This is a genomic window from Streptomyces thermovulgaris, from assembly GCF_002155915.1.
Lineage (GTDB): Bacteria > Actinomycetota > Actinomycetes > Streptomycetales > Streptomycetaceae > Streptomyces > Streptomyces thermovulgaris.
This window is the reverse complement of record NZ_MUME01000186.1, coordinates 1-25,311: the sequence shown is the minus strand read 5'-3', so window position 1 is coordinate 25,311 and position 25,311 is coordinate 1. Positions and strand designations below refer to the sequence as shown.

General features: G+C 67.8%; 23 protein-coding genes. 10 read left to right on the top strand and 13 right to left on the bottom strand.

What is annotated here, in order from left to right; translation table 11 throughout:
* Window positions 1-323 precede the first annotated feature (323 nt).
* From CCN35_RS16295 to thyX, 3 genes are all read right to left on the bottom strand, one after another.
* Window positions 324-2,009 carry a ribonuclease J gene (locus CCN35_RS16295; RefSeq protein ID WP_086793279.1) on the bottom strand — a complete coding sequence of 562 codons (1,686 nt, stop codon included), beginning with the start codon at window positions 2,007-2,009 and terminating at the stop codon, window positions 324-326.
* A 170-nt stretch (window positions 2,010-2,179) separates the two neighbouring features.
* Complete coding sequence (dapA, locus tag CCN35_RS16290) at window positions 2,180-3,079, bottom strand: 4-hydroxy-tetrahydrodipicolinate synthase (RefSeq protein ID WP_067398036.1); 900 nt, start codon at window positions 3,077-3,079, stop codon at window positions 2,180-2,182.
* A 234-nt stretch (window positions 3,080-3,313) separates the two neighbouring features.
* On the bottom strand, window positions 3,314-4,054 hold the full coding sequence (gene thyX / locus CCN35_RS16285) for an FAD-dependent thymidylate synthase (RefSeq protein WP_067398034.1): 741 nt from the start codon (window positions 4,052-4,054) through the stop codon (window positions 3,314-3,316).
* Window positions 4,055-4,266: 212 nt separating this feature from the next.
* Here thyX and CCN35_RS16280 point away from each other — a divergent pair, with 212 nt between their 5' ends.
* Window positions 4,267-4,506, top strand: coding sequence for a hypothetical protein (locus tag CCN35_RS16280; RefSeq protein WP_067398032.1), 240 nt, complete (start codon window positions 4,267-4,269; stop codon window positions 4,504-4,506).
* A 90-nt stretch (window positions 4,507-4,596) separates the two neighbouring features.
* Window positions 4,597-5,148, top strand: coding sequence for a PH domain-containing protein (locus tag CCN35_RS16275; RefSeq protein WP_067398029.1), 552 nt, complete (start codon window positions 4,597-4,599; stop codon window positions 5,146-5,148).
* A gap of 76 nt (window positions 5,149-5,224) precedes the next feature.
* On the opposite strand, the gene CCN35_RS16270 is transcribed toward CCN35_RS16275, so the two are convergent.
* From CCN35_RS16270 to rpsO, 5 genes are all read right to left on the bottom strand, one after another.
* Window positions 5,225-5,683, bottom strand: coding sequence for a tetratricopeptide repeat protein (locus tag CCN35_RS16270; protein ID WP_067398027.1), 459 nt, complete (start codon window positions 5,681-5,683; stop codon window positions 5,225-5,227).
* Window positions 5,684-5,711: 28 nt separating this feature from the next.
* A complete protein-coding gene (gene dapB / locus CCN35_RS16265; RefSeq protein ID WP_086793277.1) occupies window positions 5,712-6,464 on the bottom strand; it encodes a 4-hydroxy-tetrahydrodipicolinate reductase in 753 nt (250 codons plus the stop codon).
* A gap of 43 nt (window positions 6,465-6,507) precedes the next feature.
* Entirely contained in the window at window positions 6,508-7,887 is a 1,380-nt protein-coding gene (locus CCN35_RS16260; RefSeq protein ID WP_067398020.1) for a M16 family metallopeptidase, read from the bottom strand.
* Window positions 7,888-7,904: 17 nt separating this feature from the next.
* Window positions 7,905-10,106, bottom strand: coding sequence for a polyribonucleotide nucleotidyltransferase (locus CCN35_RS16255; RefSeq protein ID WP_067398017.1), 2,202 nt, complete (start codon window positions 10,104-10,106; stop codon window positions 7,905-7,907).
* A gap of 342 nt (window positions 10,107-10,448) precedes the next feature.
* On the bottom strand, window positions 10,449-10,736 hold the full coding sequence (gene rpsO, locus CCN35_RS16250; protein ID WP_067398016.1) for a 30S ribosomal protein S15: 288 nt from the start codon (window positions 10,734-10,736) through the stop codon (window positions 10,449-10,451).
* Between the two features lie 283 nt (window positions 10,737-11,019).
* Here rpsO and CCN35_RS16245 point away from each other — a divergent pair, with 283 nt between their 5' ends.
* The gene (locus CCN35_RS16245) at window positions 11,020-11,328 is read left to right on the top strand and encodes a DUF397 domain-containing protein (protein WP_067398014.1); all 309 of its coding nucleotides are present in this window, start codon (window positions 11,020-11,022) and stop codon (window positions 11,326-11,328) included.
* Between the two features lie 69 nt (window positions 11,329-11,397).
* Here CCN35_RS16245 and CCN35_RS16240 read toward each other — a convergent pair whose 3' ends face one another.
* Window positions 11,398-11,718, bottom strand: a complete 321-nt coding sequence (locus tag CCN35_RS16240) for a hypothetical protein (RefSeq protein WP_086793275.1) — start codon at window positions 11,716-11,718, stop codon at window positions 11,398-11,400.
* A gap of 179 nt (window positions 11,719-11,897) precedes the next feature.
* The gene (gene eccD, locus CCN35_RS16235; RefSeq protein ID WP_086793273.1) at window positions 11,898-13,409 is read right to left on the bottom strand and encodes a type VII secretion integral membrane protein EccD; all 1,512 of its coding nucleotides are present in this window, start codon (window positions 13,407-13,409) and stop codon (window positions 11,898-11,900) included.
* A 356-nt stretch (window positions 13,410-13,765) separates the two neighbouring features.
* Here eccD and eccCa point away from each other — a divergent pair, with 356 nt between their 5' ends.
* A complete protein-coding gene (gene eccCa / locus CCN35_RS16230; protein WP_067398010.1) occupies window positions 13,766-17,731 on the top strand; it encodes a type VII secretion protein EccCa in 3,966 nt (1,321 codons plus the stop codon).
* A gap of 119 nt (window positions 17,732-17,850) precedes the next feature.
* Here the strand turns inward: eccCa and CCN35_RS16225 are convergent, their stop codons facing one another.
* Window positions 17,851-18,150 carry a WXG100 family type VII secretion target gene (locus tag CCN35_RS16225; protein WP_067398008.1) on the bottom strand — a complete coding sequence of 100 codons (300 nt, stop codon included), beginning with the start codon at window positions 18,148-18,150 and terminating at the stop codon, window positions 17,851-17,853.
* 72 nt (window positions 18,151-18,222) lie between these two features.
* Entirely contained in the window at window positions 18,223-18,570 is a 348-nt protein-coding gene (locus CCN35_RS16220) for a WXG100 family type VII secretion target (protein ID WP_067398005.1), read from the bottom strand.
* Between the two features lie 1,087 nt (window positions 18,571-19,657).
* On the opposite strand from CCN35_RS16220, the gene CCN35_RS16210 reads away from it, so the two are divergent.
* The 6 genes from CCN35_RS16210 (at window position 19,658) to CCN35_RS16190 (ending at window position 25,075) form a co-directional block, all read left to right on the top strand.
* Window positions 19,658-20,131 (top strand): hypothetical protein, encoded by a 474-nt coding sequence (locus CCN35_RS16210; protein ID WP_086793269.1) that lies wholly within the window; start codon window positions 19,658-19,660, stop codon window positions 20,129-20,131.
* An 11-nt stretch (window positions 20,132-20,142) separates the two neighbouring features.
* Window positions 20,143-22,440: a DUF6571 family protein gene (locus tag CCN35_RS16205; protein ID WP_086793267.1), complete on the top strand. Its 2,298-nt coding sequence runs from the start codon at window positions 20,143-20,145 to the stop codon at window positions 22,438-22,440.
* Window positions 22,437-22,955: a hypothetical protein gene (locus tag CCN35_RS28080; protein ID WP_143631584.1), complete on the top strand. Its 519-nt coding sequence runs from the start codon at window positions 22,437-22,439 to the stop codon at window positions 22,953-22,955. The genes CCN35_RS16205 and CCN35_RS28080 overlap by 4 nt, the downstream gene beginning before the upstream one ends.
* 165 nt (window positions 22,956-23,120) lie before the next feature.
* A complete protein-coding gene (locus CCN35_RS28075) occupies window positions 23,121-23,774 on the top strand; it encodes a hypothetical protein (RefSeq protein ID WP_143631581.1) in 654 nt (217 codons plus the stop codon).
* Window positions 23,775-23,842: 68 nt separating this feature from the next.
* Window positions 23,843-24,340, top strand: a complete 498-nt coding sequence (locus tag CCN35_RS16195; RefSeq protein ID WP_143631577.1) for a hypothetical protein — start codon at window positions 23,843-23,845, stop codon at window positions 24,338-24,340.
* A 114-nt stretch (window positions 24,341-24,454) separates the two neighbouring features.
* Complete coding sequence (locus tag CCN35_RS16190; protein WP_245863206.1) at window positions 24,455-25,075, top strand: hypothetical protein; 621 nt, start codon at window positions 24,455-24,457, stop codon at window positions 25,073-25,075.
* Between the two features lie 97 nt (window positions 25,076-25,172).
* Here CCN35_RS16190 and CCN35_RS16185 read toward each other — a convergent pair.
* Window positions 25,173-25,311: transposase (locus tag CCN35_RS16185; protein ID WP_143631574.1), on the bottom strand; the 139-nt coding region annotated here is incomplete at its 5' end.

Genomic DNA, 25,311 nt, shown 5'->3' with positions numbered 1-25,311 from the left:
GGAACCACGCCACCAGACAGACCTAAAACCAGACCCGCCCGGTGTCGGGGCATCAACATATCTGGCGTTGACTTTTGGCACGCTGTTGAGTTCTCAAGGAACGGACGCTTCCTTCGTACTCACCCTCACCGGGCTTTCCTCCGGGCGCTTCCCTTCGGTGTTTCCGACTTTAGCAGATACTTCGAGTCGGTTTTTCCGCCCCCTCCGGGAGTGTCCCTCGGAGTGCATGAAGCATCCGGGTTCCCGTCCGGGCGGAGCCGTAAACGTACTGGAGCAGGGCGCCTCGATGCAAATCGAGGTGCCCCGCTGCTCGTTCGCGCGTGTCAGACCTCCACGACGACGGGGAGGATCATCGGCCGGCGCCGGTAGGTGTCCGAGACCCACTTGCCCAGGGTGCGGCGGACGAGCTGCTGCAACTGATGGACGTCCGCGATGCCCTCCTGGGCGGAGCGCTCCAGCACCTCCGAGATCTTCGGGATGACCTCGGCGAAGGCGGAGTCCTCGATGCCGGAGCCGCGGGCCTGGACGTACGGCCCTCCGGCGATCTTGCCGGTGGTGGAGTCGACGACCACGAAGACCGAGATGATGCCCTCGTCCCCGAGGATCTTGCGGTCCTTCAGCGCGGGCTCGCCGACGTCGCCGACCGAGAGGCCGTCGACGTAGACGTATCCGGCCTGGACCTTGCCGGAGATCTTGGCCTTGCCCTCGACGAGGTCGACGGTGACGCCGTCCTCGGCGATGACGATCCGGTCCTGCGGCACTCCGGTGAGGGCGCCCAGCTCGGCGTTGGCACGCAGATGGCGCCATTCGCCGTGGACCGGCATCAGGTTCTTCGGACGGCAGATGTTGTAGAAGTACAGCAGCTCGCCGGCCGAGGCGTGGCCCGAGACATGGACCTTGGCGTTGCCCTTGTGGACGACATTGGCGCCCCAGCGGGTCAGGCCGTTGATGACGCGGTAGACCGCGTTCTCATTGCCGGGGATCAGCGACGACGCGAGGATCACGGTGTCGCCCTCGACGATGCGGATCTGGTGGTCGCGGTTGGCCATCCGTGAGAGGGCCGCCATGGGCTCGCCCTGCGAGCCGGTGCAGACCAGGACCACCTCGTGGTCGGGCAGGTCGTCGAGCGCCTTGACGTCGACCACGAGGCCCGCCGGGACCTTGAGGTAGCCGAGGTCCCGGGCGATGCCCATGTTGCGGACCATGGAGCGGCCGACGAAGGCGACCCGGCGGCCGTACTCGTGGGCGGCGTCCAGGATCTGCTGGATGCGGTGGACGTGGCTGGCGAAGCTGGCGACGATGATCCGCTTGCGGGCCCCGGCGAAGACCTGGCGCAGGACGTTGGAGATCTCCCGCTCGGGCGGGACGAAGCCCGGCACCTCGGCGTTGGTGGAGTCCGCGAGGAGGAGGTCGATGCCCTCCTCGCTGAGCCGTGCGAACGTGTGCAGGTCGGTCAGGCGGTTGTCCAGCGGCAGCTGGTCCATCTTGAAGTCGCCGGTGTGCACCACCAGGCCGGCCGGGGTGCGGATGGCGACGGCCAGGGCGTCCGGGATGGAGTGGTTGACCGCGATGAACTCGCAGTCGAAGGGGCCGATGCGCTCGCGCCGGCCTTCCGCGACCTCGAGGGTGTACGGGCGGATGCGGTGCTCCTGGAGCTTGGCCTCGATGAGGGCCAGGGTGAGCTTGGAGCCGATCAGAGGGATGTCCGGCTTCTCCCGCAGAAGGTAGGGGACGCCGCCGATGTGGTCCTCGTGGCCATGGGTGAGGACGATGCCCTCGATGTCGTCGAGGCGGTCCCGGATGGACGAGAAGTCCGGCAGGATCAGGTCGATTCCGGGCTGCTCCTCCTCGGGGAAGAGCACTCCGCAGTCGACGATCAGCAGGCGGCCGCCGAATTCGAAAACGGTCATGTTCCGGCCGATTTCGCCCAGGCCGCCGAGCGGGGTGACACGCAGGCCACCCTCGGCGAGCGGCGGGGGCGGGCCGAGTTCAGGATGCGGATGACTCAAAAGACTCTCCTCAACCACGTGCGCCACGTACCGGTGGGCACGTGGCGCGCGTGACGTTCGTGCAGAAGCAGTTGTCGTTGTGTTGTGGGGTGCGGGCACCGGTGTCCCGCGTATTCAGTTGTGAGGGCTTTGGTGGGTCCGCGCCGGGCGGGTGGTACGAAGTCCCGTTGTCAGAGCTGTACCCCGCCGGCGGCGAGATCGGTCTTGAGCTGCTCGATCTCCTCGGGCGTGAGCTCGATCATGGGGGGCCGCAGCGGCCCGCCGGGCAGCCCCATCAGGGCGAGGGCGGCCTTGGTGGTCATGACGCCCTGGGTGCGGAACATGCCGGTGTAGACCGGGAGCAGCTTCTGGTGGATCTCGGTGGCCTTCTGGACGTCGCCGCTCGTGTACGCCTCGACGAGGGCGCGCAGGTCCGGGGTGACGACATGGCCGACGACGGAGACGAAGCCGACGGCGCCCACGGAGAGCAGGGGCAGGTTGAGCATGTCGTCGCCGGAGTACCAGGCGAGGCCGGAGCGGGCGATGGCCCAGCTGGCGCGGCCGAGGTCACCCTTGGCGTCCTTGTTGGCGACGATCCGCGGGTGCTCGGCGAGGCGGACGATCGTCTCGGTGTTGATCGGGACACCGCTGCGACCGGGGATGTCGTAGAGCATGACCGGCAGGCCGGTCGCGTCGGCGATGGCCTTGAAGTGCCGGTACAGGCCCTCCTGCGGAGGCTTGTTGTAGTACGGCGTGACGGTCAGCAGGCCGTGGGCGCCGACCTTCTCGGCGGCGCGGGCGAGCGCGATGCTGTGGTGGGTGTCGTTGGTGCCGACGCCGGCCACGATGTGGGCGCGGTCTCCGACCGCTTCCAGGACCGCGCGGACCAGGTCCGTTTTCTCCGCATCGCTGGTGGTGGGGGACTCGCCGGTGGTGCCGTTGATGATCAGGCCGTCGTTGCCTGCGTCCACCAGGTGGGTGGCGAGCTGCTGTGCGCCGTCGAGGTCGAGTGCGCCGTCCGCCGTGAAGGGCGTGACCATGGCGGTGAGGACCCGCCCGAAGGGGGTCTGCGGAGTCGAGGTCGGAGCCATGGGTTACACGCTACTCGTTGCTCGGAGTGGAGGCTGCCCTAGGGGCTGCGACCGAGGTGACAACCGATGTGACACGGGGGAGCCCGGCACTGCCTGCTCGGGGGTTCAGGCAGTGCCGGGTCCGTTCGATCAGGCTAGATGAACTTCTTCAAAGGCCGCAATACGGACACCTCTCCAGGCTGATCCGTCCCCTCCGACCTGGGCGGACGGCCTGGGCGGACGGGGGGCCACAGGTTACGGCGCGATCCTGCCGTTGGCGTTGAAGGCGGCGTGGGTCAGCGGCATGAGCTTGGCCCATTCGGCCTCCATCTTCTCGCCGACCATCTCGATCTCCCGCTGCGGGAAGGAGGGCACCTTGGCCAGCTCGTGCCGGGTGCGCAGGCCGAGGAAGTGCATCAGCGAGCGGGCGTTGCAGGTGGCGTACATCGAGGAGTACAGGCCCACCGGGAGCACCGAGCGGGCGACTTCGCGGGCCACTCCGGCGGCGAGCATCTCCTGGTAGGCCCGGTAGGCCTGGCGGTAGGAGTCCTTCATGGTCCGGTCGACCAGTTCCCGCTGGGCCTGGGTGCCCTCGACGAACTGGTACTTGCCCGGGCGTCCCTCCTGGACGAGCTTGCGGGACTCGTCGGGGACGTAGAAGACCGGCTGGAGCTCCCGGTAGCGCCCGCTCTCCTCGTTGTAGGACCAGCCGACCCGGTGCCTCATGAACTCGCGGAAGACGAAGATCGGGGCGCTGATGAAGAACGTCATCGAGTTGTGCTCGAAGGGGCTGCCGTGCCGGTCCCGCATCAGGAAGTTGATCAGCCCCTTGGAGCGCTCGGGGTCCTTGTTCAGCTCGTCCAGGGACTGCTCGCCGATGGTCGAGACGCGGGCCGCGAACAGTACGTCGGCGTCCGACGCGGTGTGCTTGACCAGCTCGACGGTGACATCGCTGCGGAAGCTGAGCTTCAGGTCGTCGGCGGGGGTGTCGGTCACGGCGTGGAGAGTCCCTTCCTTCACTGCTCTGGTGGGCCGCGCCCACTCTACGGGCCGCCTCCGACAGCGGGACGTCCGGTACCGGGGGCGACATCTTCGGTGAAGAGCTGCGATTTCGGGGGAACCGGGCACCTTTCGGGACAGTCGATCGTCCATACGGGTGAGACACATCAGTTCGACTCAAAGCAGACCTGAAAGGAGCCGTACTTCAGATGTCACTTCGGCGCGAGCCCGTTCCGTTCGCCTTTCTCGCCGAAGCCGACAGGTTCCGCAGCAACGTCACTCCCCCGCCTCCCGAACCCCTGTCCGCCGGCCGGATCGCCGGGCGCTGTCTGCTGGGCCTGACGATCGTCGCGGGACTGGTGGGCTCCCTGGTCCTGGGAATCCCCGCGCTGACGGTTCCCGACTCCCCCACCGGGACGCAGCAGTCCCAGGTCGCCCACGACCGCTGACCTCTCCCGGCCCCCCACGGGTGGTGGGCATGAACACGTGGAGATAGCCTCACCGCCACAGCTTGTGCGTGGATCGAGTGAGGACCAGCCGTGCCCCTGCCCTTTCTGACGGCCGACCGCGCGTCCGGCGCGATGGACGAAGCCGTGCTGTTCGACGACCGCGAGCGCTGGCGGCGCCCCTACCGGCCCGGACCGTGCCGGGTGGGGGCGGCCGCCCTTCTGCTGCTGTTCGCCTCGTTCGTGCTGCTCGCGGGCGTGGTGACCGCGTTCACCGCCACCCTGTCCTCCGCCGCGGCCTCCTTCGGTCTCGCCCTGGCCGTGATCGCCGGCACGCTGCGGCTGCTGCGCATGGGCGTGTGGGTCAGCACGCGCGGGCTGCGTCATGTGGGCTTTTTCGTCACCCGTACGACGCCCTGGCCGCAGGTGGCGGAGGTACGGGTCGTGCAGCAGCCGGTGCGCTGGCTGGGGCTGCCGCGCACGGTGCAGGGGCAGGCGCTGGTGCTCACCCGCAGGGGTCATGGCGCGCAGGACCTGCCGCCGTTGCTGACCACGCACAACGCCGACTTCCTGGGCCGTCTGGCGGCGTTCGACCGGGCCGCGGACGTGGTGGAGGCCTGGGCGGAGGAGAACAGGAGCCGCTGAGGCGGGCCGCCGGTGGGCCCGGTCCGCGCCGTGCGGCTGCGGACCGGGCCCACCGGCACGACGGGGCGCTCTGGGCTCAGGCGGCCTCGGCCGACCGCTTGCCGTCGTGCAGGTCGATCGCCCGCTGCATCGCCTTGCGGGCACGCTGGGGGTCGCGGGCGTCGTGGTAGGCGATGGCGAGACGGAACCAGGTGCGCCAGTCGTCGGGGGCCGCCTCCGTCTCGGCCTTGCGCCGGGCGAAGACCTCGTCGGCCGAGTCGCGGTCGATGCGCCCGCTCGGCGTGCGCTTCAGCTCGTCGACGGGCAGGCCTCCCTCGGCGTCGAGTTCGGCGGCGAGCCGGTTGGCGTCACGGACGAACCGGGTGTTCTTCCACAGGAACCACAGGCCGATCACCGGCAGGATCAGAACGGCGATCCCGAAGGAGACGGTCACGGGCGTGCCGGCCCGGATGAGCAGAACGCCGCGGCTGCCGACCAGGCCGAAGTAGAAGACCAGGACGGCGGCCGTGACGCAATAGGTGATCTTCGCACGCATGGGGCTCGGGCTTCGTTCGCTCGGGTGCTCAGTCGAGGTCGAGGAAGTGCTCCAGGCCGAAGGTCAGCCCCGGAGTGGTCACCACACGGCGCACGCCGAGCAGGATGCCCGGCATGAAGCTGCTGTGGTGGAGCGAGTCGTGGCGGATGGTGAGCGTCTCGCCCTCGCCGCCCAGCAGGACCTCCTGGTGGGCGAGCAGTCCGCGCAGGCGCACGGCGTGGACCGGAACGCCGTCGACCTTGGCGCCGCGGGCGCCCTCCAGGGCGGTGACGGTGGCGTCCGGCGCGGGGGCCGAGCCGGCCTTGGCGCGGGCCTCGGCGATGAGCTGGGCGGTGCGGGTGGCGGTGCCGGAGGGGGCGTCGACCTTGTTCGGGTGGTGCAGTTCGACGACCTCGACGGACTCGAAGTACGGCGCGGCGATCTGCGCGAACTTCATGGTGAGCACCGCGCCGATGGAGAAGTTCGGGGCGATGAGCACACCGGTCCCGGGGGACTGGGCGAGCCAGCCCTTCAGCTGGGCGAGGCGCTCGTCGGTCCAGCCGGTGGTGCCGACGACGGCGTGGATGCCGTGCCGTACGCAGAAGTCGAGGTTGCCCATGACCGAGGCGGGAGTGGTCAGCTCGACCGCCACCTGGGCACCGGTCTCGACCAGGGTCTCCAGCTTGTCGCCCCGGCCCAGGGCGGCGACCAGCTCCATGTCCTCGGCGGCCTCGACCGCCCGTACCGCCTCGGCCCCGATCCGGCCCCGGGCACCGAGGACCGCCACGCGCAGCTTGCTCATCCTTCGCTTCCTTACCACCGACAGACGGACAACGGACAGGGAATCAGGCGACCACGTCGTGCAGGCGCGCGGCCTGCTTGTCCTTGAGCGGACCGATGACCGACAGCGACGGGCGCTGTCCCAGGATGTCCCGGGCGACCTCACGGACCTCGTCCGGCGTGACCGCCGCCATACGGGCCAGCATCTCGTCGACGGAGATCTGCTCGCCCCAGCACAGCTCACTCTTGCCGATGCGGTTCATCAGCGCACCCGTGTCCTCCAGGCCGAGGACGGTGGAGCCCCGGAGCTGGCCGATGGCGCGGCCGATCTCCTCGTCGGTCAGTCCGTTGCGGGCGACGTGGTCGAGTTCGTCGCGGCAGATCCGCAGGACGTCGTGCACCTGACTGGGGCGGCAGCCGGCGTACACGCCGAACAGGCCGCAGTCGGCGAAGCTGGAGGTGTAGGAGTACACGCTGTAGGCCAGGCCGCGCTTCTCCCGGACCTCCTGGAACAGACGGGAGGACATGCCGCCGCCGAGGGCGGTGTTCAGCACGCCCAGGGCCCAGCGGCGCTCGTCGGTGCGGGCCAGGCCCGGCACGCCGAGGACGACATGGGCCTGCTCCGTCCTGCGGCTCTGCAGTTCGACACGGCCGGCGGTGCGCAGGTCGCGGTGCCCGGCGCGCGGGGCAATGGGGTCGGCCGGACCGTCCCTGAAGGCGCCGGCCTTCTCGAAGGCGGCACGGACCTGCCGTACGACCTTGGCGTGGTCGATGTTGCCGGCGCAGGCGACGACCAGGTGCGTGGGGTCGTAGTGCTTCCTGTAGAAGCGGCGGATGCCGTCGGCGGTGAGGGCGTTGACGGTGTCGACGGTGCCGAGGACCGGGCGGCCGAGGGGGTCGTCGCCGAACATGGCGTACGCGAACAGGTCGTGCACGCAGTCGCTGGGATCGTCCTCGGTCATGGCGATCTCCTCGAGGATCGCGCCGCGCTCGACGTCGACGTCCTCCTCGCGGATCAGCGAGCCGGTGAGCATGTCGCAGACGATGTCGATGGCGAGCGGCAGATCGGTGTCGAGGACACGCGCGTAGTAGCACGTGTACTCCTTCGCCGTGAAGGCGTTCATCTCGCCGCCGACGGCGTCGATGGCGGAGGAGATCTCCAGTGCGGACCGGCGGGAGGTGCCCTTGAAGAGCAGGTGCTCCAGGTAGTGGGTGGCACCGTTCAGCGCCGGGGGCTCGTCGCGGGAGCCGACGTGCGCCCAGATGCCGAAGGTGGCGGAGCGCACGGAGGGCAGGGTCTCGGTGACGATGCGCAGGCCGCCGGGGAGGACGGTCCTGCGGACGGTGCCGATGCCGTTCTCGCCCTTGATGAGCGTTCGGGTACGGGCGACGGCCCGCGCCTCCTGGGAGGTGCGGGCCGTCGCCTTGAAGTCGTGGGACGTCACTTGCCGGCGTCGTCCTTCTACTCTGCGTCGTTGCCTTCCTCGCCCCCGAGCACGGGAACGAGGGAGAGCTTGCCGCGGGAGTCGATCTCGGCGATCTCGACCTGGATCTTCTGGCCCACGCCGACCACGTCCTCGACGTTCTCCACGCGCTTGCCGCCGGCCAGCTTGCGGATCTGCGAGATGTGCAGCAGACCGTCCTTGCCGGGCAGCAGGGAGATGAACGCGCCGAAGGTGGTCGTCTTCACGACCGTGCCGAGGTAGCGCTCGCCGACCTCGGGCATCGTCGGGTTGGCGATGCCGTTGATCGCGGCACGGGCGGCCTCGGCGGACGGGCCGTCGGAGGCGCCGATGTAGATGGTGCCGTCGTCCTCGATGGTGATCTCGGCGCCCGTGTCCTCCTGGATCTGGTTGATCATCTTGCCCTTGGGGCCGATGACCTCGCCGATCTTGTCGACCGGGATCTTGACCGTGATGATCCGCGGGGCGTGCGGGGACATCTCGTCGGGCCGGTCGATGGCCTCCATCATCACATCGAGGATGTGCAGACGGGCGTCGCGGGCCTGCTTGAGGGCCGCGGCCAGGACGGAGGCCGGGATGCCGTCCAGCTTGGTGTCGAGCTGGAGGGCGGTGATGAAGTCCTTGGTGCCGGCGACCTTGAAGTCCATGTCGCCGAAGGCGTCCTCGGCACCGAGGATGTCGGTCAGGGTGACGTAGTGCGTCTCGCCGTCGACCTCCTCGGAGATCAGACCCATGGCGATGCCGGCGACGGGGGCCTTGAGCGGCACACCGGCGTTCAGCAGCGACATGGTGGAGGCGCAGACCGAGCCCATGGAGGTCGAGCCGTTGGAGCCGAGGGCCTCGGAGACCTGGCGGATCGCGTAGGGGAACTCCTCGCGCGAGGGCAGCACCGGGATCAGGGCGCGCTCGGCGAGGGCGCCGTGACCGATCTCGCGGCGCTTGGGGGAGCCGACACGACCGGTCTCGCCGGTGGAGTACGGCGGGAAGTTGTAGTTGTGCATGTAGCGCTTGCGGGTCACCGGGGAGAGGGTGTCCAGCTGCTGCTCCATGCGCAGCATGTTGAGCGTGGTGACGCCCAGGATCTGGGTCTCGCCCCGCTCGAACAGCGCGGAGCCGTGCACCCGCGGGATGGCCTCGACCTCGGCGGCCAGGGTGCGGATGTCGGTGGGCCCGCGGCCGTCGATGCGCTTCTTCTCCTTGATGATCCGCTCGCGGACCAGGCTCTTGGTCAGCGCGCGGTACGCGGCGGCGATCTCCTTCTCGCGGCCCTCGAACTCGGGCAGCAGCTTCTCGGCGGCCAGGTCCTTGACGCGGTCCAGCTCGGCCTCGCGCTCCTGCTTGCCGGGGATGGTGAGCGCCTGGGCGAGCTCGGGACGGATGGCGGCGGTCAGCGCCTCCATCACGTCGTCCTGGTAGTCGAGGAAGATCGGGAACTCGGCGGTCGGCTTGGCGGCCTTGGCGGCGAGGTCCGCCTGGGCGCGGCACAGCACCTTGATGAAGGGCTTCGCCGCCTCGAGGCCGGCCGCGACGACCTCCTCGGTGGGCGCCTCGGCGCCGCCCTCGACGAGCTTGACGGTCTTCTCGGTGGCCTCGGCCTCGACCATCATGATCGCGACATCGCCGTCCTCCAGGACACGGCCGGCGACCACCATGTCGAAGACGGCTTCCTCGAGCTCGGTGTGCGTCGGGAAGGCGACCCACTGGCCGCGGATCAGCGCGACGCGGACACCGCCGATCGGCCCGGAGAAGGGCAGGCCGGCCAGCTGCGTGGACGCGGAGGCGGCGTTGATCGCCACCACGTCGTACAGGTGGTCGGGGTTGAGCGCCAGGACCGTGGCGATGATCTGGATCTCGTTGCGCAGGCCCTTCTTGAAGGACGGGCGCAGCGGGCGGTCGATCAGACGGCAGGTGAGGATCGCGTCCTCGGAGGGCCGGCCCTCACGGCGGAAGAAGCTGCCGGGGATCTTCCCGGCCGCGTACATGCGCTCCTCGACGTCGACCGTCAGCGGGAAGAAGTCGAGCTGTTCCTTGGGCTGCTTGGAGGCGGTGGTGGCCGACAGCACCATGGTGTCGTCGTCCAGGTACGCCACGGCGGAACCCGCGGCCTGCCTGGCCAGACGGCCCGTCTCGAAACGGATGGTACGGGTGCCGAAGGAACCGTTGTCGATCACGGCTTCGGCGTAGTGGGTCTCGTTCTCCACTAGCGTTTTCTCCTCGTCCTCGTCCCTCGCCCGTACGGCGGGGACGGTGGTGGAGAAGCGCTCCGTCTGGTGCGGGCCGGTCTTCGATCGAAGCACCCGGGGTTCCTGCCCCCGGGGGCCACTACCGAGGACCGGCGGCGGCGAGGTGCGCTTCCCCTCGTTCGTCGGGCACGATGACGCCGTGCCCTGCATGGGCAGGCCGCATCACGCCGCGTCACACGATTTCTTGTGTCGTACGTTCTGCTACCACACTACAAAGGGGTGGTGACAGTCCGCACGTTTCCTTGCGTACGGCGAAGGGAGCGGCCCCTGTGCTGCGGGAACCGCTCCCTTCCTGGCGTCTTACTTGGCGCCCGCCGCACCGCGGCGGATGCCGAGGCGGTCGACCAGCGTACGGAAGCGCTGGATGTCCTTCTTGGCGAGGTACTGCAGCAGGCGACGGCGCTGACCGACCAGGATCAGCAGACCACGGCGGGAGTGGTGGTCGTGCTTGTGGGTCTTGAGGTGCTCGGTCAGGTCGGAGATCCGACGGGTGAGCAGAGCGACCTGGACCTCGGGGGAGCCGGTGTCACCCTCCTTGGTGCTGAACTCGGCGATGATCTGCTTCTTCGTGGCGGCGTCGAGCGACACGCGTACTCCTCATGCTCTGTGAGTTGCCACCGAGTGCCCCCGGCCTTCTTCTCGGGGGAACTTCCGCTACTCGGGAGGCGGGGTCCGCTGGGCGCGACCTCCAGGGTCCGCAGGGTCGCCTGCGGATGGTGTCCGGGGGTGCGTACACAAACGGCCGTCCGTCAGCCTACCAGGCCGGAAGGGGCCTCCTTGCCGCAGGCCGGTGAAGGTCTCCGACGAGGACGGACCGGCCACTAGGGTGAGCTCCGACACATGTGCACACATCCGAAGGGGGCGCTGCGGCATGGCGGAGACGGAAGCGGAGATCAAGGCACGCAAGGAGCGGGAGCGCGACGAGCTGTACGCCCTCGACATCTCGGGGGTGGAGTGGCACTGCGCCCCGGGCACGGAGGAGCACGAGGAGCGCGTCGAGATCGCCTACCTTCCCGGCGGTGCCGTGGCCATGCGGTCCTCCCTCGACCCCGACACGGTGCTCCGCTACACGGAGGCGGAGTGGCGGGCGTTCGTCCTGGGGGCCAGGGACGGGGAGTTCGACCTGGAGCCGGCGCCGCGCGACGGGGGCTCCGCGGAGAAGGACGCGAAGAAGGAATAAGGAAGAGGCGTGGAAGGCGCGGGGCGGGCGGCACGCGTGCCGCCCGCCCCGCGTGCACCGGGTGCGCCGTCACTTCCGGCGGGCGCCGCTCTCCTTTGCGCACCCGGTAGACGGTCGTCCTCCACGGGGCGGGCGACTGTTCGCGGTGCAGGCACCGGACCCGGACCAGCAGCGCCCGCCCGCGGCACCGTCGTCCCAGCACCGGCCGGTGGCTTTGGTGCGCCACAGCCGTCCGCCCTCGTCCATGTCGTACGCCTTGAATCCCCTGCCCCGGGTCACGGCCACCGTGGCGCGGGTGAGCGTCACGCCGGGCCGGTACACGCCGTCGCCGTTCAAGGGGAAGGCGTTCTCCCGGATCTTCCGGCCGCCGTCCAGGTCGACGAAGGTCACACGGCTGCAGGGGGCGTCCTCGTCCCTGCTCTTCCCGGACAGGACGGCCGTGCGGTGGTCGCCGGTCCATGGCGCGCGCGTCCCCAGATCGGCCCGGAGAGCCGGAGCAGCCGCACCTCCTCGCCGACGATGCATCCGCACCGATCCTGAACCGGCCCGTCCGCGCCGTGTCCGGTGGCTCAGCCGGTCATCGAGCGCACCGTCGCGTACACGTCGAACACGGCCAGGACCAGCGGCAGCAGGGTGAGCAGGACGAAACCTTCCGCGACCTCCAGGAAGCGGCCCCAGAAGGGAGTGACGCCGCGTCGCGGAACGATCAGCCCGATGACGGTGACCAGGGCGGCCGCCGCGCCGATGGCGGCCACGAGCCAGACGCTGCGCAGGTCGAGGGCGGTGGTGTCGCCCCGCAGCGCGTCGCGCACGTACTCCACGGGCGGGTGCAGCGCGAGGCCGATGCCGAGGAGGACAAGGGCGGCCAGGCCGGCGGCCAGGGTGGCGGCGACCTGGGCGGTGTAGCGGAACAGGCCGGCGCGCATCAGCATCGCCACTCCGGTCGCGCACGCCAGGAGCTGCGCCCAGAGGTTGCTGGAGAAGCCGAGGACGGCCGACGCGCCCACCGCGACGAGCGCACAGCCGCCGACGAGTCCGACGAGCAGTTCATGGCCGCGGCGCACCTGGGCCGCGATGCGTTCGGCGTCCACGGGCTCGTGCGTGTCGGGCCCGCTCTCCGTGTAGGCGCCCCGCGCGGGGGCGGGCATCTCGAAGCCGATGGGCAGCCGCGCGAAGCGCAGGGACAGTCCGGGCAGGAAGGCCAGCGCGCTCACGGCGAGCAGGGCGCAGACGGCGGCCGTCTCGATGGGTCTGAGGTCGGTGAGGATCCCGATGAACGTGGTGACCAGCCCGACCGCGGAAGCGAGGACGAACGCCACGAAGGGGCCGTCACCGCCCGGCGAGACCAGGGTGAGCAGGACGGAGACGACCAGGACCGCCGCGCAGGCGAGCAGGAACTGCAGCCTTCCGACGCCCTGTCCCTCGGCGAGCGGCAGCAGCCCGGACCCCGCCACGGCGACGTTCGGCAGGGCGCCCAGGCCCAGGGCGATCGCGGAGCCCCGGTCGTCGTACACCCGCGCACGCACACACGCGACGGCGGTCAGGAGCACCCCGGCGACGGCGGCGAGGACGCCCTGAAGACCGTGCATGTCGTGGCGGATCTGCGAGCTCCAGGCCACGAACGCCAGCAGCGCGGGCAGGACGCCGCCCGCGACCAGACCGGCCGCCCGTGTCAGCTCGCCGTTCCACAGCGCCCGGTCGCGGGTGACGGCGGAGGCCACCGCCTCGGAGACGTCGTCGAAGACGGCGGGCGGCAGCGACTCGGCGAACGGGCGCAGCGCGAGCAGTTCGCCGTCGAGGATGCGCTGTGCCGTGAGGGAGCGGGAGCTGTCGAGGACGGTGCCGTCGCGGCGGACGAGGTGATACCCGACGGGTGCGCCCTCGGCGGGGCTCTGCCGGGCGAGCCGCAGGATCTCCGGGTACAGGTCCGCGACCGGTACGTCGTCGGGCAGTGCCACGTCGATCCGGCCGTCGGGCGCCACGATCGTGACCCGGCAGAAACCGAACTCGCCCGCTCGGGCAGGGGCTCCGGTGCCCGGTCCGGTGGTGGTGCCGGCCGGCGCGGAGGCCGTCGTGCTCACCTGCTGTTCCCCCTTGTCGATGGCGGGGCCGGTCGGCGCATCACCGGCGCACGCCCGGCCTTGAAGATCATGTGCACGTTCCGGCGGAGTCCGTGCGGTGCCTTCTCCACGGCCGGAGCCGGCGGCGCCGCCTCGGCGGGACGGCGCCAAGGACACCCGCTGCGAACACCGCGCACCACCCGGTTTTCCTCATCCGATGCCACCGGGCCGGTTCGCACCTGCTCACACGTCTCGTCCGGCACCCTATCGCCCGTGGGTCCCGCCGGTTGTCAGTAGGATCGCGGTTCGCGACCGACGTCCGCACGAGACGGGGCGGCGGACAGAACTCCTCGGCCGGGCAAGAGAATTGGTGCGCTGTGAGCCAAATCGTCGTCAAGCGTCCACCACGGGCACTGCCGAAGGAGGTGCCCACGGACGAGATCGTGCTGCAGCCCCCGCCGGAGCTGCCGCGCGGGCAGCAGGAAGGCGTCCTGATGCAGCTGCTGCCCATGCTCGGCATGGGCGGCTCGGTGGTGTTCTTCTTCAACCCGCAGGCCCAGCCCTTCATGAAGGTCATGGGGATGGTGATGATCGCCTCCACCATCGCCATGGGCATCGCCATGCTGGTCCGCCACCGCCGCGGCAACCAGGGGCAGCTGGCCGACATCCGCCGCGACTACCTGCGGTATCTGTCGCAGGTCCGGCGCACGGTCCTGGACACCGCGCGAGCCCAGCGCGACGCCCAGTACTATCTGCATCCTTCGCCCGAGCAACTGTGGGCGCTGATCGCCGAGGGCAGCAGGGTGTGGGAGAGGCGCCCCGGTGACGAGGACTTCGGTCAGGTGCGCGTGGGTCTCGGCCCGCAGGCCCTGGCCACTCCTCTCGTCCCGCCGGAGACCGCTCCCGTGGACCAGTTGGAGCCGCTGACCGCGAGTGCGATGCAGCGCTTCCTCGCCACCCACGGCACGCTCGAGGACCTGCCCATGGCGATCTCGCTGCGTGCCTTCTCCCATGTGACCGTCAGCGGCGATCCGGCGACCGTGCGCGGCACGGTCCGCGCTCTCGTCGGCTCCCTCGCCTCGCTGCACTCCCCCGAGGACATGCTCGTCGCCGTCGCCGCCCACCGGGACACCGTCCCGGAGTGGGAATGGGCCAAGTGGCTGCCGCACAGCCAGGCTCCGGGCGTCATGGACGGCGCGGGCAGCCGGCGTCTGATCACGACCGACCCGGTGGAGCTGGAGGACCTGCTCGGCAGCCGCCTCGAGGGCCGGCCGCGTTTCCACCCGGAGGGACCGCCCGTTCCCGAGCAGCCGCATCTGGTGATCGTGCTCGACGGTGTCTCCCTGCCGCCCACGTCCCTGCTGGCCGCCCCCGAGGGACTGCAGGGAGTGACGCTCCTGGAGGTCGTGCCCGGAGAGCGCACCCCCGGGCACGGGGACCTCTCCGTCGTGGTGCGCCCGGACGAGCTGCGGCTGGAGTCCGCCCACGGCGCGGTCTACGAGGGGACGCCGGACGTCTTGTCGTACGAGGCCGCGGAGGCGCTGGCCCGGCAACTGGCGCCGCTGCGGATCGCATCGGGCGGGGACGACGACGAACCGCTGCTCGCCAACCTGGAGTTCACCGACCTGCTGAACCTGGGCGACGCCGCCTCCGTCGACCCCCGGCGCACCTGGCGGCCGCGTGCGCAGGCCGATCGGCTGCGCGTGCCGATCGGCGTCGACGAGGAAGGCCGCCCCGTCATGCTCGACCTCAAGGAGGCGGCCCAGGACGGCATGGGCCCGCACGGTCTTTGTGTGGGCGCCACCGGTTCCGGCAAGTCGGAGCTGCTGCGCACCCTGGTCCTCGGCCTGGCCGTGACCCACTCCTCCGAGACGCTCAACTTCGTCCTCGCCGACTTCAAGGGCGGTGCGACCTTCGCGGGCATGGCCCGGCTGCCGCACGTCGCGGCCGTGATCACCAACCTCGCCGACGACCTCACCCTCGTCGACCGCATGGGCGACTCGATCCGCGGTGAGCTCAACCGCCGTCAGGAACTGCTGCGCGACGCCGGCAACTACGCCAACATCCACGACTACGAGAAGGCACGCGCGGCCGGGGCGCCGCTCCAGCCGCTGCCCTCACTCGTCCTGGTGATCGACGAGTTCAGCGAGCTGTTGACGGCGAAGCCGGACTTCATCGACATGTTCGTCCAGATCGGCCGCATCGGCCGGTCGCTGGGCGTGCATCTGCTGCTCGCCTCGCAGCGGCTGGAGGAGGGCCGTCTGCGCGGCCTGGAGACCTATCTGTCGTACCGGATCGGTCTGCGGACCTTCTCCGCGGCCGAGTCACGGGCCGCGCTCGGGGTCCCCGACGCCTACGAGCTGCCCAACGTCCCCGGTTCCGGCTTCCTGAAGTACGGCACCGACCAGATGGTGCGCTTCAAGGCCGCGTACGTCTCCGGCGTGTACCGCACGCGTTCCGAGCAGGCGGCCGCGCTCGGCGGGCCGCTCCCGGTCGACCGCAGGCCGGTGCTGTTCACGGCGACCGAGGTCCCGGTGCGGTACGTGCCGCGGCAGCGGGAGGAAGAGGAATCGGAGCACGACGAGAAGGACGACGCGTTCGCGGACACCGTGCTCGACGTGATCGTGCGACGGCTGGAGGCCCAGGGCCCGGCCGCGCACCAGGTGTGGCTGCCGCCGCTGGACAGCCCGCCGTCCCTCGACTCGCTGCTGCCCGGGCTCGCCCCGGTGCCCGGCCGCGGTCTGACCCAGCCGGGGTACGAGGGCGCGGGCCGGCTGGTCGTGCCGGTCGGCATCGTCGACAAACCCTACGAGCAGCGGCGGGACCCGCTCTGGCTCGACTTCGGGGGCTCGGCCGGCCACATGCAGATCCTCGGCGGCCCGCAGTCCGGCAAGTCGACGCTGGTGCGCTCCCTGATCGCGGCATTCGCCCTGACCCACACTCCGCACGAGGTGCAGTTCTACGGGCTGGACTTCGGTGGCGGCGGCATGTCCGCCCTCGCGGGCCTGCCGCACGTGGGCGGCGTGGCCTCCCGGCTGGACCCGGAGAAGGTGCGGCGCACGGCCGCCGAGGTGTACGGCGTGATGACCCGGCGCGAGGAGTACTTCCGCACCGCGGGCATCTCCTCCATCGCCGAGTTCCGCAGCCGCCGTGCCCGGGGGGACATCTCGGTCGCCGACCAGCCGTGGGGTGACGTGTTCCTGGTGATCGACGGCTGGAGCAGCTTCCGCTCCGACTACGAGGCGCTGGAGCCGGTGGTCCTCGACATCGCGGCCCGCGGCCTCGGCTACGGCATCCACCTGATCCTCACCGCCTCACGGTCGATGGAGGTCCGTTCGAACCTGAAGGACCACCTGATGAACCGCCTGGAGCTGCGGCTGGGCGACCCCATGGACTCCGAGTTCGACCGCAAGGTCGCGGCCAATGTGCCCACGGGCGTGCCGGGGCGCGGCCAGACACCGCAGAAGCTGCACTTCATGGCGGCGGTCCCCCGGATCGACGGCCTGTCCTCCGACACGGACCTGGCGGATGCGACGACGGCCCTGGCGGCCGAGGTGGCACGCCACTGGGAGGGCCCCGGCGCCCCCGGGGTCCGCCTGCTGCCGCGCCGGTTCTCCGCCGCCCAGCTGCCGCCGGGCGACCGGTTCCCGGAGCGGGGCGTCTCCTTCGCCCTCGACGAGGACAACCTCGAGCCGGTGTTCGTGGACTTCGACCAGGACCCGTTCTTCCTGATCTTCGGCGAGAGCGAGTCCGGCAAGTCGAACCTGCTGAAACTGCTCATCAAGAGGCTCACGGAGCGCTACGACGGCGATTCCTGCAAGCTGCTCGTGGTCGACAACCGCCGTTCGCTGCTCGGGGTGACCCCGTCCTCGCATCTGGCGGAGTACGTCCCCATGTCGAACCAGATGCAGCACCACATGGACGCACTGGCCGACCTGATGCAGCGCCGTACGCCTCCCCCGGACGTCACCCCCGAGCAGCTGCGCGACCGCAGCTGGTGGCGCGGCCCCACCGTGTACGTGATCATCGACGACTACGACCTGGTCTCCACCTCGAGCGGCAACCCGCTGGCCGGTCTGACGGAGCTGCTGCCCTTCGCCCGGGACGTCGGTGTCCGCTTCATCATCGCCCGCTCCACGGCGGGTGCGGGCCGTGCGGGCTACGAGTCCTTCATGCAGCGCATCAAGGAACTCGGCGCCCAGGGCGTGGTCTTCGCGGGCGACCCCGCCGAGGGAGAACTGCTCGGCGACGTGCGTCCGCGTCCCATGCCGACGGGCCGGGGCGTGTTCGTGTCACGGCGGCAGGGACGGCGGCTGGTGCAGGTGGGGTTGATGGACGACTGATCCATGCCGCGCCGGCGGGGGCACGCGCCCACGACAGCGCGGCACCGGCTCCCGGAACACACCGGGGGTGGGCGCCTCCCGTGCGCGCCCTCCCCCGGTACTTCGTCGAGCCGGCGTTCCTAGAGGAAATGACGGGCGGCCTGCAGGTCGCCCTCCTTGTAGGTGCCGCCGGCCTCATGCACGACCTTGCTGATGGCGGTCAGGGCGGCGTGAATGTCGCCTGCCTCCTTTCTCCACTCATCCAGCTTCTCGTTGAAGGTGCCCTGGGCACTGCCCTCCCAGTACTGCCGGCTCCGCACCACCATCTGCTTGAGCTCCTGCAGGTCCTGGTTGAGGATCTTCGCCTCGCTGGCGAGCTGGCTCGCCAACGAGGCGACCCCGCTGTAGGAGACGTTCAATCCGTCGAAGTTGTTGGCCATGTCCTCTGCCTCGTCTCGCTCGTGTGTGCCTGATGGGCCGGCTGACCGGCCGATGTCCTGAAGCCGCCCGTCTCAGTACGAGCTGATGGGGGACACCGGCACCGTGGGGGCTCCGTGGCGAACGTCGATCTTGTTCACCGCCGCACGCACCTCTTCCTCCTTGGAGTCCTTGATGTTGCGCGTCTTCGTCATCGCCTCGATGACGTCGCCGAGAATGCCGCCGATGCGCTTCAGGGACTCATTGATCTCGTACTGCTTCTTGTCGAACGCAGAACGGCCGACCCCTTCCCACTGGTTCTCGAGGCCGTCGATGATCTGCTGCAGCCTGTACACACGCTTCCGGATGTTCTCGTACTTCTCGTACATGTCCTTCTGCAGCTTGACGACTGCCTGATCCTCGAGCCTCTGCCTGTCGGTCATGGCCGCCCTTCCCTTCTTCTGTCCGTTTTCCGACTCTGTGTCTGTTCTCTGGCCCTGCTGTGCCGGCTCACCGCCGAGATGCCGGCGAGCGCATCCGCGGTGCCTTCGGGCACTGGCTCTTCCGAGCCCGTCCGATGAGCCTTTGTAGCCTCCGGTTCAGACAGTCGACGCCCTCACTCGCGCGTCACGCCCGCATGGACGGTGAAGCCTCCGCCGCCGACCGCGGTCCTTGCCGTCGCGGCTTCCGGTACGTCCCGGAGCGTGCTGCCGTGACCGGGCATTGCAGGCGAAGAGGTCACCGAAGAGTCCCCATCGCCAAGTCGTTTCTCGCCACCACGGGCGAGGTCCGTGAACGGGTTCCATGGAGAAGTCCATGGAACCCGCTCCAAGTCCGCGTCGCGCTGGTTGTCGGCCCTGTTCACAGGTTTCCGCTCCGCCCGTCGCCGGTGCGCCCGCCTTCAGGCCGAGGCGCCCTGGTCTCTGCCCGAATCTCCCGGAAGCGCCGACGCTGTTCCTCTTCGAGTGCGAAGTCGTTCTCAAGGGCGCCGGCCGACGCCTTCGGGTCACACAGAACCGAGTCCCCTGACTGCACGAACGTGGTCGGCGTTCCAGCACCGGTCCCCAGGTACGCCGTCCTGGCGGTCGACAGGCCCCCCATCATGTCCGCCGGAAGCACGCCCTACCTCCCCGTTTCCCCGTATGCGTGTCAACCGAGACAGGCCGGTCGCGCTCTCCGCACGATCGCAAAGCAGGCCGCGCCTCACCCCGCATGCGCCACTCTAGCCATCCCGCACATCCCGACCAACCAGGATGCACCTCAGCGGTCTGCAACCCCCCATCGACAGCAGTGATTTGCGACAACTTGCCAATGTGCTGCGAAGCACGTGACGCACCGTCAGAGATCGAAAGAACCGCACTGCTTATGCTGAGCGCAGGTGCAACAGACGGCCCGAAAACCGTTGCAACATTCAACGAGTTGCGCGCGAAAGGAGTATGGCCTGCAACACCATGCCGACTGTCGCACCGACGCGGCAGTATCTGCCTGTACGGACAGCGAAGGCCGAACTCACGGGGGAAGGGAACCACCATGGCTTGGGAAGAGTGGGAGAGCCTCAAGGCTCAGGCAGCCGAACGGCGTTCGGCGCAGATGCGGTTGAACCAGGCCGACGGCGGTGGCGGAGGCGGCGGATCCAGCGATCTGGTCGTTCGGCGGGACGACCTGGGGGCCGTCGGACATGAGGCATACATTTTATGGGACAACCTACGCAAGAAGGCTGACATCGCCGGAGCCGGGGCGGGCAAGGACGGCGTCGGCTCCACAATGCAGGCGGCTGCCGCACTGAAGTCGCATGCATTCGCCACCGGCGGCGCGTTGGAGACGACCGTTGATATGTGGACGTCTCAGGTCAAGTCCGTACTGCAGGCCTGCGCGCACATCTCCAACCACCTGGACTACAGCGAGAAACGCCATACGCAGGACGACACGTGGATCGCCGCCGTCCTGCGCGGTCGTAACGGTTTGGCCATGCCGGTGTCGAAGCTCAACGAGTACTTCACGTAAGGAAGCCGCCCATGGCTCTCACTTTCATGGACCTCGTTGACGTCGACCTCGGCAAGCTCCATGACGCCGTGTCGGACTGGAAGAAGACCGTCGACGGTCTCAGGACTCTGGCGGAGAGCGCCCGAAAGGGCATGCAGGCCAAGTCGGACTCCGCCCGCTGGGCCGGTGTCAACGCCGCCGTCACACGGGAGTTCATCACCAAGACGGCGAAGGAGATCTCGGACCTCCACACCGAGGCGAACAGCATCTATCGGGTACTCAAAGACGGATACGAGGAACTCGCCTCGCTGCAGAAGAAGATCAAGAAGGCCGTGGAGGTGGACGCCGTTCAACTTGGCGTGCACGTCGCGGACATCGGGGGCGGAAAGGTCCGTTGCTTCTTCCCTCACGTACGGGGCGACACGGACCAGCGCACTCAGGAACAACTCGACAGCAAGGCGGAACTGGAAAGCCGGATCAACGGAATCCTCGCCCACGCCGCCGAGATCGACGAATCCCTCGCCCGGGCACTCACCAAGATCCACGGCAACGACCCCCACAACGCCGGCCACAGCACGTACGGATCCCTGAACGACGCCGAGGTCGAGCGTGCCCTGGAGATCGCCCGCAAGGGCGACAAGATGTCCGACGCGGAACTGCGCGAACTCAACCGCCTGCTGCGGTTCAACTCCCGTGAGAAGGACGGTGAGTTCGCAACCAAGTTCTACAAAGGACTCGGCGGCCCGGAGGACGCCCTTGCGTTCTACGCCGAGATGTCCATCAACGGGACCGCCCCGGACGCGACCAAGACCCGCCTCAACGAGGTGCGGGACTTGCAGAAGGTCATGGGCTACACGCTGGCCAACGCCACCGACCCCGACCACAAGCACCATCTGCCGGCCGGCTGGGGCGCGGAGTTCCGCCGCCTGGGCACTCAGCCGATCGCCTGGGAGCGGGGCCAGCTGGAAAAACCGTACGGCTACCAGGTGCTCGGCGGTCTGCTCCGTTACGGCAACTACGACGCACGGTTCCTCACACCCATCGCGGAGCACATCACCCAGCTCCACAAGGAAGACCCGGAGCGCTTCCTGCGGAACAAGCCCATCGGCAACCCGGACCTCTACGGTTTCAATCCGTCCGGCAAGCTCGGCTCGGGCAACGACCCTCTCATCAGCGTCCTGGAGGCCCTGGGCCACAGCCCCGAGGCCGCGGAGGACTTCTTCACCAAGAAGCCGACGGCATACAACGAGGACGGCACGGTGAAGAAGGACAGTCATCCAGGATTCAAGTCCTACCTCAGCCTTTTCACTGACAAGGACTTCAAGTGGACGATCGACACCAATGACAGGAACATCCTCATCGACGAGGACAAGAGCAAGGACGCCCTGAACTTCGGCCCCAAGGCGCTGGGGCACGCACTGGAGGCAGCAACGACGGGGCGCCCGTACGACAGCGACGACACTGCCGGTGCGATTCCACATACGCCCGAGCGGGCAAAACTTGTCCGGGACATCGTCGATAAATTCGGCAAGAATCCCGAACTGATCCGTCACAACGAAAAAGGCGACTCGGACAAAGAAAGTGGTCCACTGTACGCGATGCGTGGAAGCCTCGGCGACATCACGGCCGAGTACATGGCGGACTTCCAACAATCCTTTGCCAACTCGAATGGCCGTCAATTCACGCCGTTCGGTGCACCAGCAGGTTTGATCCCCGCCAACGCACACCGCTTTCTCGCTGAAGTCGGACAGGATCCCGGCGCCTACGCTTCGATCACCGCTGCCCAACAAGCGTATACAGCGAACATCATCAATGATGTGATCAACGGGAACAGCGACTCTTCGGTTTCGACTGCCGAACGACTACGCAACGCCACACGCCCTGGAGGCATCATTGCCGGCATCATGAGCGAAGCACGAGCAGATGCTGTGCTCGACTACCACTCGGCTTCGGACAAGGAATTCAACGAGGCAGCTGCAGACAAGCAGAAGTGGGTTGACCGCCTCCTCAGCATGGGTATTGACACCGTCGGTAAACGGGTGCCATTTGCTGGCACTGTCCTTGGATGGGCTTCCGAAGACATCCAGGAATCCGTCATGAAGAGCATCGAGCGCGACTCGTCGGATCAGGCCGAAGGAGGCGCGACACGCACCTATCACGAGGGACGTTCCGCACTGATGGATTCTGTGAGAAATGCTGTTGGCATCGCCACAGTCAACAGCAGCCTCAATTACGACACCATCAATGATCTCAAAGACTCGGCAGCCAACGGTGCCGACGACGGACACACGGCTGGTTCTTCCATGGAAAGTTCAGGAGACGCCTCATGATCAGAGGACGGTCCACCGCCGTACTGGCTGTGTCCATAGTCCTGGCACTTTCCAGCTGCTCCGGAGAAAAGAAAAATTATGCAGTACCGGACGAGTTGTGCGGCGCCCAGGTAAAACCTGAACTCACCGAAGCTCTGCTCCCAGGCGGGGATAAAATAAAGGTTCTCAACGAGAAGTCCAACTCGTCGCCGCCATACCACTACTGCATGGTGTACGTAGACGGTAAGGCCGAGCTCAGCGTCGAGGGCGTCTGGCACCCCACCGGCACCACCGCCAAACAAGCCGCCGAAGACAGCCTGGTATTCAACACCCGGCCCATCAAAGGCGGCCGGTTTGAAGTGGTAGAAGGCACGATGGTCACGGTCGTGGACTGCAAGAACCCTGAATACGACGCAGGACGCTTCTCCTTCGAGTTGGAAGTGACCAATCCCGACGGAGACATCAGCGAAAAGATGCAACGCTTCCTCGCTGCCTTCTCCGAGTCCTACCGCAAAACACTCCCCTGCCAGAACTGAAAACACAGAAAGAACACGGTGTACGCCATACATCTCCGCATCACCACAGCTGTTCCGTCCAACCGTCACGGAGATCACTGATGACCTGCCGCAGGCCGTGCATGCGATTCCGGATGCTCCTGAGTCCCATTTACATGTCTTTGTGAGAACGCCATGCACACACCTATGACTCTGAGCCGGTGGCTATCTGTCGGGGCGATCTGCCTGCTACTGACAACAGGGTGCTCAACAGGAGCGGACAGCGACCAGTCCGGTGTCTCTGCCGAGCAGGTCTGTGACAGTTCTCTGGATAAGACAGCTGCGGCTGCACTGCGCCGTCTTGGCGGCACTGACCGTTTCGAAGAACTCACGGGCACTACTGATGCCGGCGAGCCGAACGCCTTCTCGCTCAAGAGAGCGGCACAGCACCTCCACGACGAAACTCCACTGCGTAGCAGGTGCACGGTGTATAAGGCCGGAGACAGGAGCGGTAGCCCGCTGATTCAGATCGATTTCAAGGCCGCAGACGATTATCCAAAACGCCAACAGAATTCGACACAGAATAATGATCGAATCTACTATGACATCGGGCTTTACGCGAGCACCCAGGGAGATTACTCCACCGTCATTTACTTCCGCTGCTCAACGACCGACCAAGGCAAAAGTTCCGCCTATGTCGATGCGGGCATGTTCACCACAAGCACGCACCTGAAGGGGCGTTCCACAAGCGTTGACCGCATGACCATTCTGAACACCGTATCCCGAAAGCTGGCCGCCGAGCTAGGCTGTTCCAGCGAAGCTGGACTGCCTAGCAGCATTCCCAAACCTGAGGCGCCTTAGACGGTGCTCCGCAAATACTATGGATGAAAGGCCTCCAGTTGATCAGCCGACGCCCAGTCGACATATCCTTGCTGCTCGTTGCGCTCGGCGCATTCGCCGTCGGCTGTTCCGAGGCATCCGAAGCAAAAGAGTACGGCGTGCCCAAGAGTCTGTGCGGCGTCCCTGTCGCTTCGAAGGTGCTCGAGCGGCTGCTGCCTCCGGGGCAAGCGATCGATGTCCAGGAGAAGAGTCCGGCGCCCAGCAGGAAACTCTGTCAGGTGCATGTCGACGACAGGCTCACCCTGGCAGCAAGCCAGGAGTGGTGGGAGAAAACGGACACCCTCATCGGCGTGGCCAACGCTCACCCGAAACTGGATTCAGCACAGCCGACGGACAGTTACGTCTACCTTTCCTCGGGCACCGGTGCAGTGGGACGAGTGAAGGACTGCACCAGCCCGGACCACACCAGGCACACGCTCTACGCGATCATTGAGGTCCATGCGGAGGGCGTGAGCGACGCGGCTGCCATGAAGGAGCTGATCACTGGCTATGCCAAGGCCGTGGAGACCGGAGGAACCTGCAGGTGATGCCCGTCGGGCAGCAGGAGTGCCGCGGCGCTCGGCACCTCCTCCTGTCCCTGCCGGACACCGCATGCGTATGGTGAGGGAATTCTCAGGCGACTTGTCGAGGGAAGCAGCACGTTGAAGTTGAACCGCGTCAAGATTTTCTCCGCGACGGGAGTCGTACTCGCACTGGCTCTCGCCGCCGGATCGGCGTACGCCCTCAAGCTGCCGCCCTTCGAAGAAAGAGGCGAGATCAGGGCAGAGGATGTGTGCGCGTCACTCGGCAACGCATCGCGCGCCGCAACCGCGCTTGCGGACGTGCTGCCGGAGAAGTCCTCCTACTCGTTCCGGGACTATGCGACGGACTTGCGCACCGACGAGTTGGATAACTCGTATCAGACCGCATGCTTCGTCTATGGAGACGGCAAACAACTTCTGGTGGCGCGGACTGATATGTTGGAGTACGAAACAACAGAGAGCTGGCAGAAGGAGGCCGTTGAGCAATTCGTTTCTGCGTCATCAGTCCTGCCCTTTGCCGCCGGAGACAAGGCTGTTGCCTCCGACAAAATTGCTGCCATCTATGTGCCGTGTGCTTCACATGGGATCCGCCGTCATCTAAGCGTCGTTGTCCGGTTGAAGAAGCAGGGCGACGCTTCTGCGTCGGATCTTCGAGCGAAGCTGATCGATCTGGCGAAGAACGCTGCCGTGCACGCTCACATGAAGGCCAGGTGCGACAGGCCGTCAAAGCTCCGCGAGTGACGTTGCTGAACCGCATGAAAGTAAGCGGCATGAGTGTGATTTAAGGGCTGTCCCGTAAATCGCTTCTGGCGTGCCGGGGGACCTGCTCGTTTGCCGGTCACCCGGTGAGGGCGAGGTTGTGCAGGCGGGCGACGCCGAGCATGGCGTGGTGCACGCCGTCACCCCTGAGCCGGCAGTCGCGGAGGATCTTCCAGCCCTTCATGCGGGCGAAGACGTGCTCGATCCGGGCCCGCACC

Coding starts and splice junctions, on each gene's coding strand:
- CCN35_RS16225 (WP_067398008.1), bottom strand. CDS start 18,150: ATGGCCAACAACTTCGACGGATTGAACGTCTCCTACAGCGGGGTCGCC.
- dapA (WP_067398036.1), bottom strand. CDS start 3,079: ATGGCTCCGACCTCGACTCCGCAGACCCCCTTCGGGCGGGTCCTCACC.
- CCN35_RS28080 (WP_143631584.1), top strand. CDS start 22,437: ATGATCAGAGGACGGTCCACCGCCGTACTGGCTGTGTCCATAGTCCTG.
- CCN35_RS16270 (WP_067398027.1), bottom strand. CDS start 5,683: ATGCGTGCGAAGATCACCTATTGCGTCACGGCCGCCGTCCTGGTCTTC.
- CCN35_RS16205 (WP_086793267.1), top strand. CDS start 20,143: ATGGCTCTCACTTTCATGGACCTCGTTGACGTCGACCTCGGCAAGCTC.
- CCN35_RS16245 (WP_067398014.1), top strand. CDS start 11,020: ATGGCGGAGACGGAAGCGGAGATCAAGGCACGCAAGGAGCGGGAGCGC.
- CCN35_RS16280 (WP_067398032.1), top strand. CDS start 4,267: ATGTCACTTCGGCGCGAGCCCGTTCCGTTCGCCTTTCTCGCCGAAGCC.
- CCN35_RS28075 (WP_143631581.1), top strand. CDS start 23,121: ATGACTCTGAGCCGGTGGCTATCTGTCGGGGCGATCTGCCTGCTACTG.
- dapB (WP_086793277.1), bottom strand. CDS start 6,464: ATGAGCAAGCTGCGCGTGGCGGTCCTCGGTGCCCGGGGCCGGATCGGG.
- CCN35_RS16210 (WP_086793269.1), top strand. CDS start 19,658: ATGGCTTGGGAAGAGTGGGAGAGCCTCAAGGCTCAGGCAGCCGAACGG.
- CCN35_RS16220 (WP_067398005.1), bottom strand. CDS start 18,570: ATGACCGACAGGCAGAGGCTCGAGGATCAGGCAGTCGTCAAGCTGCAG.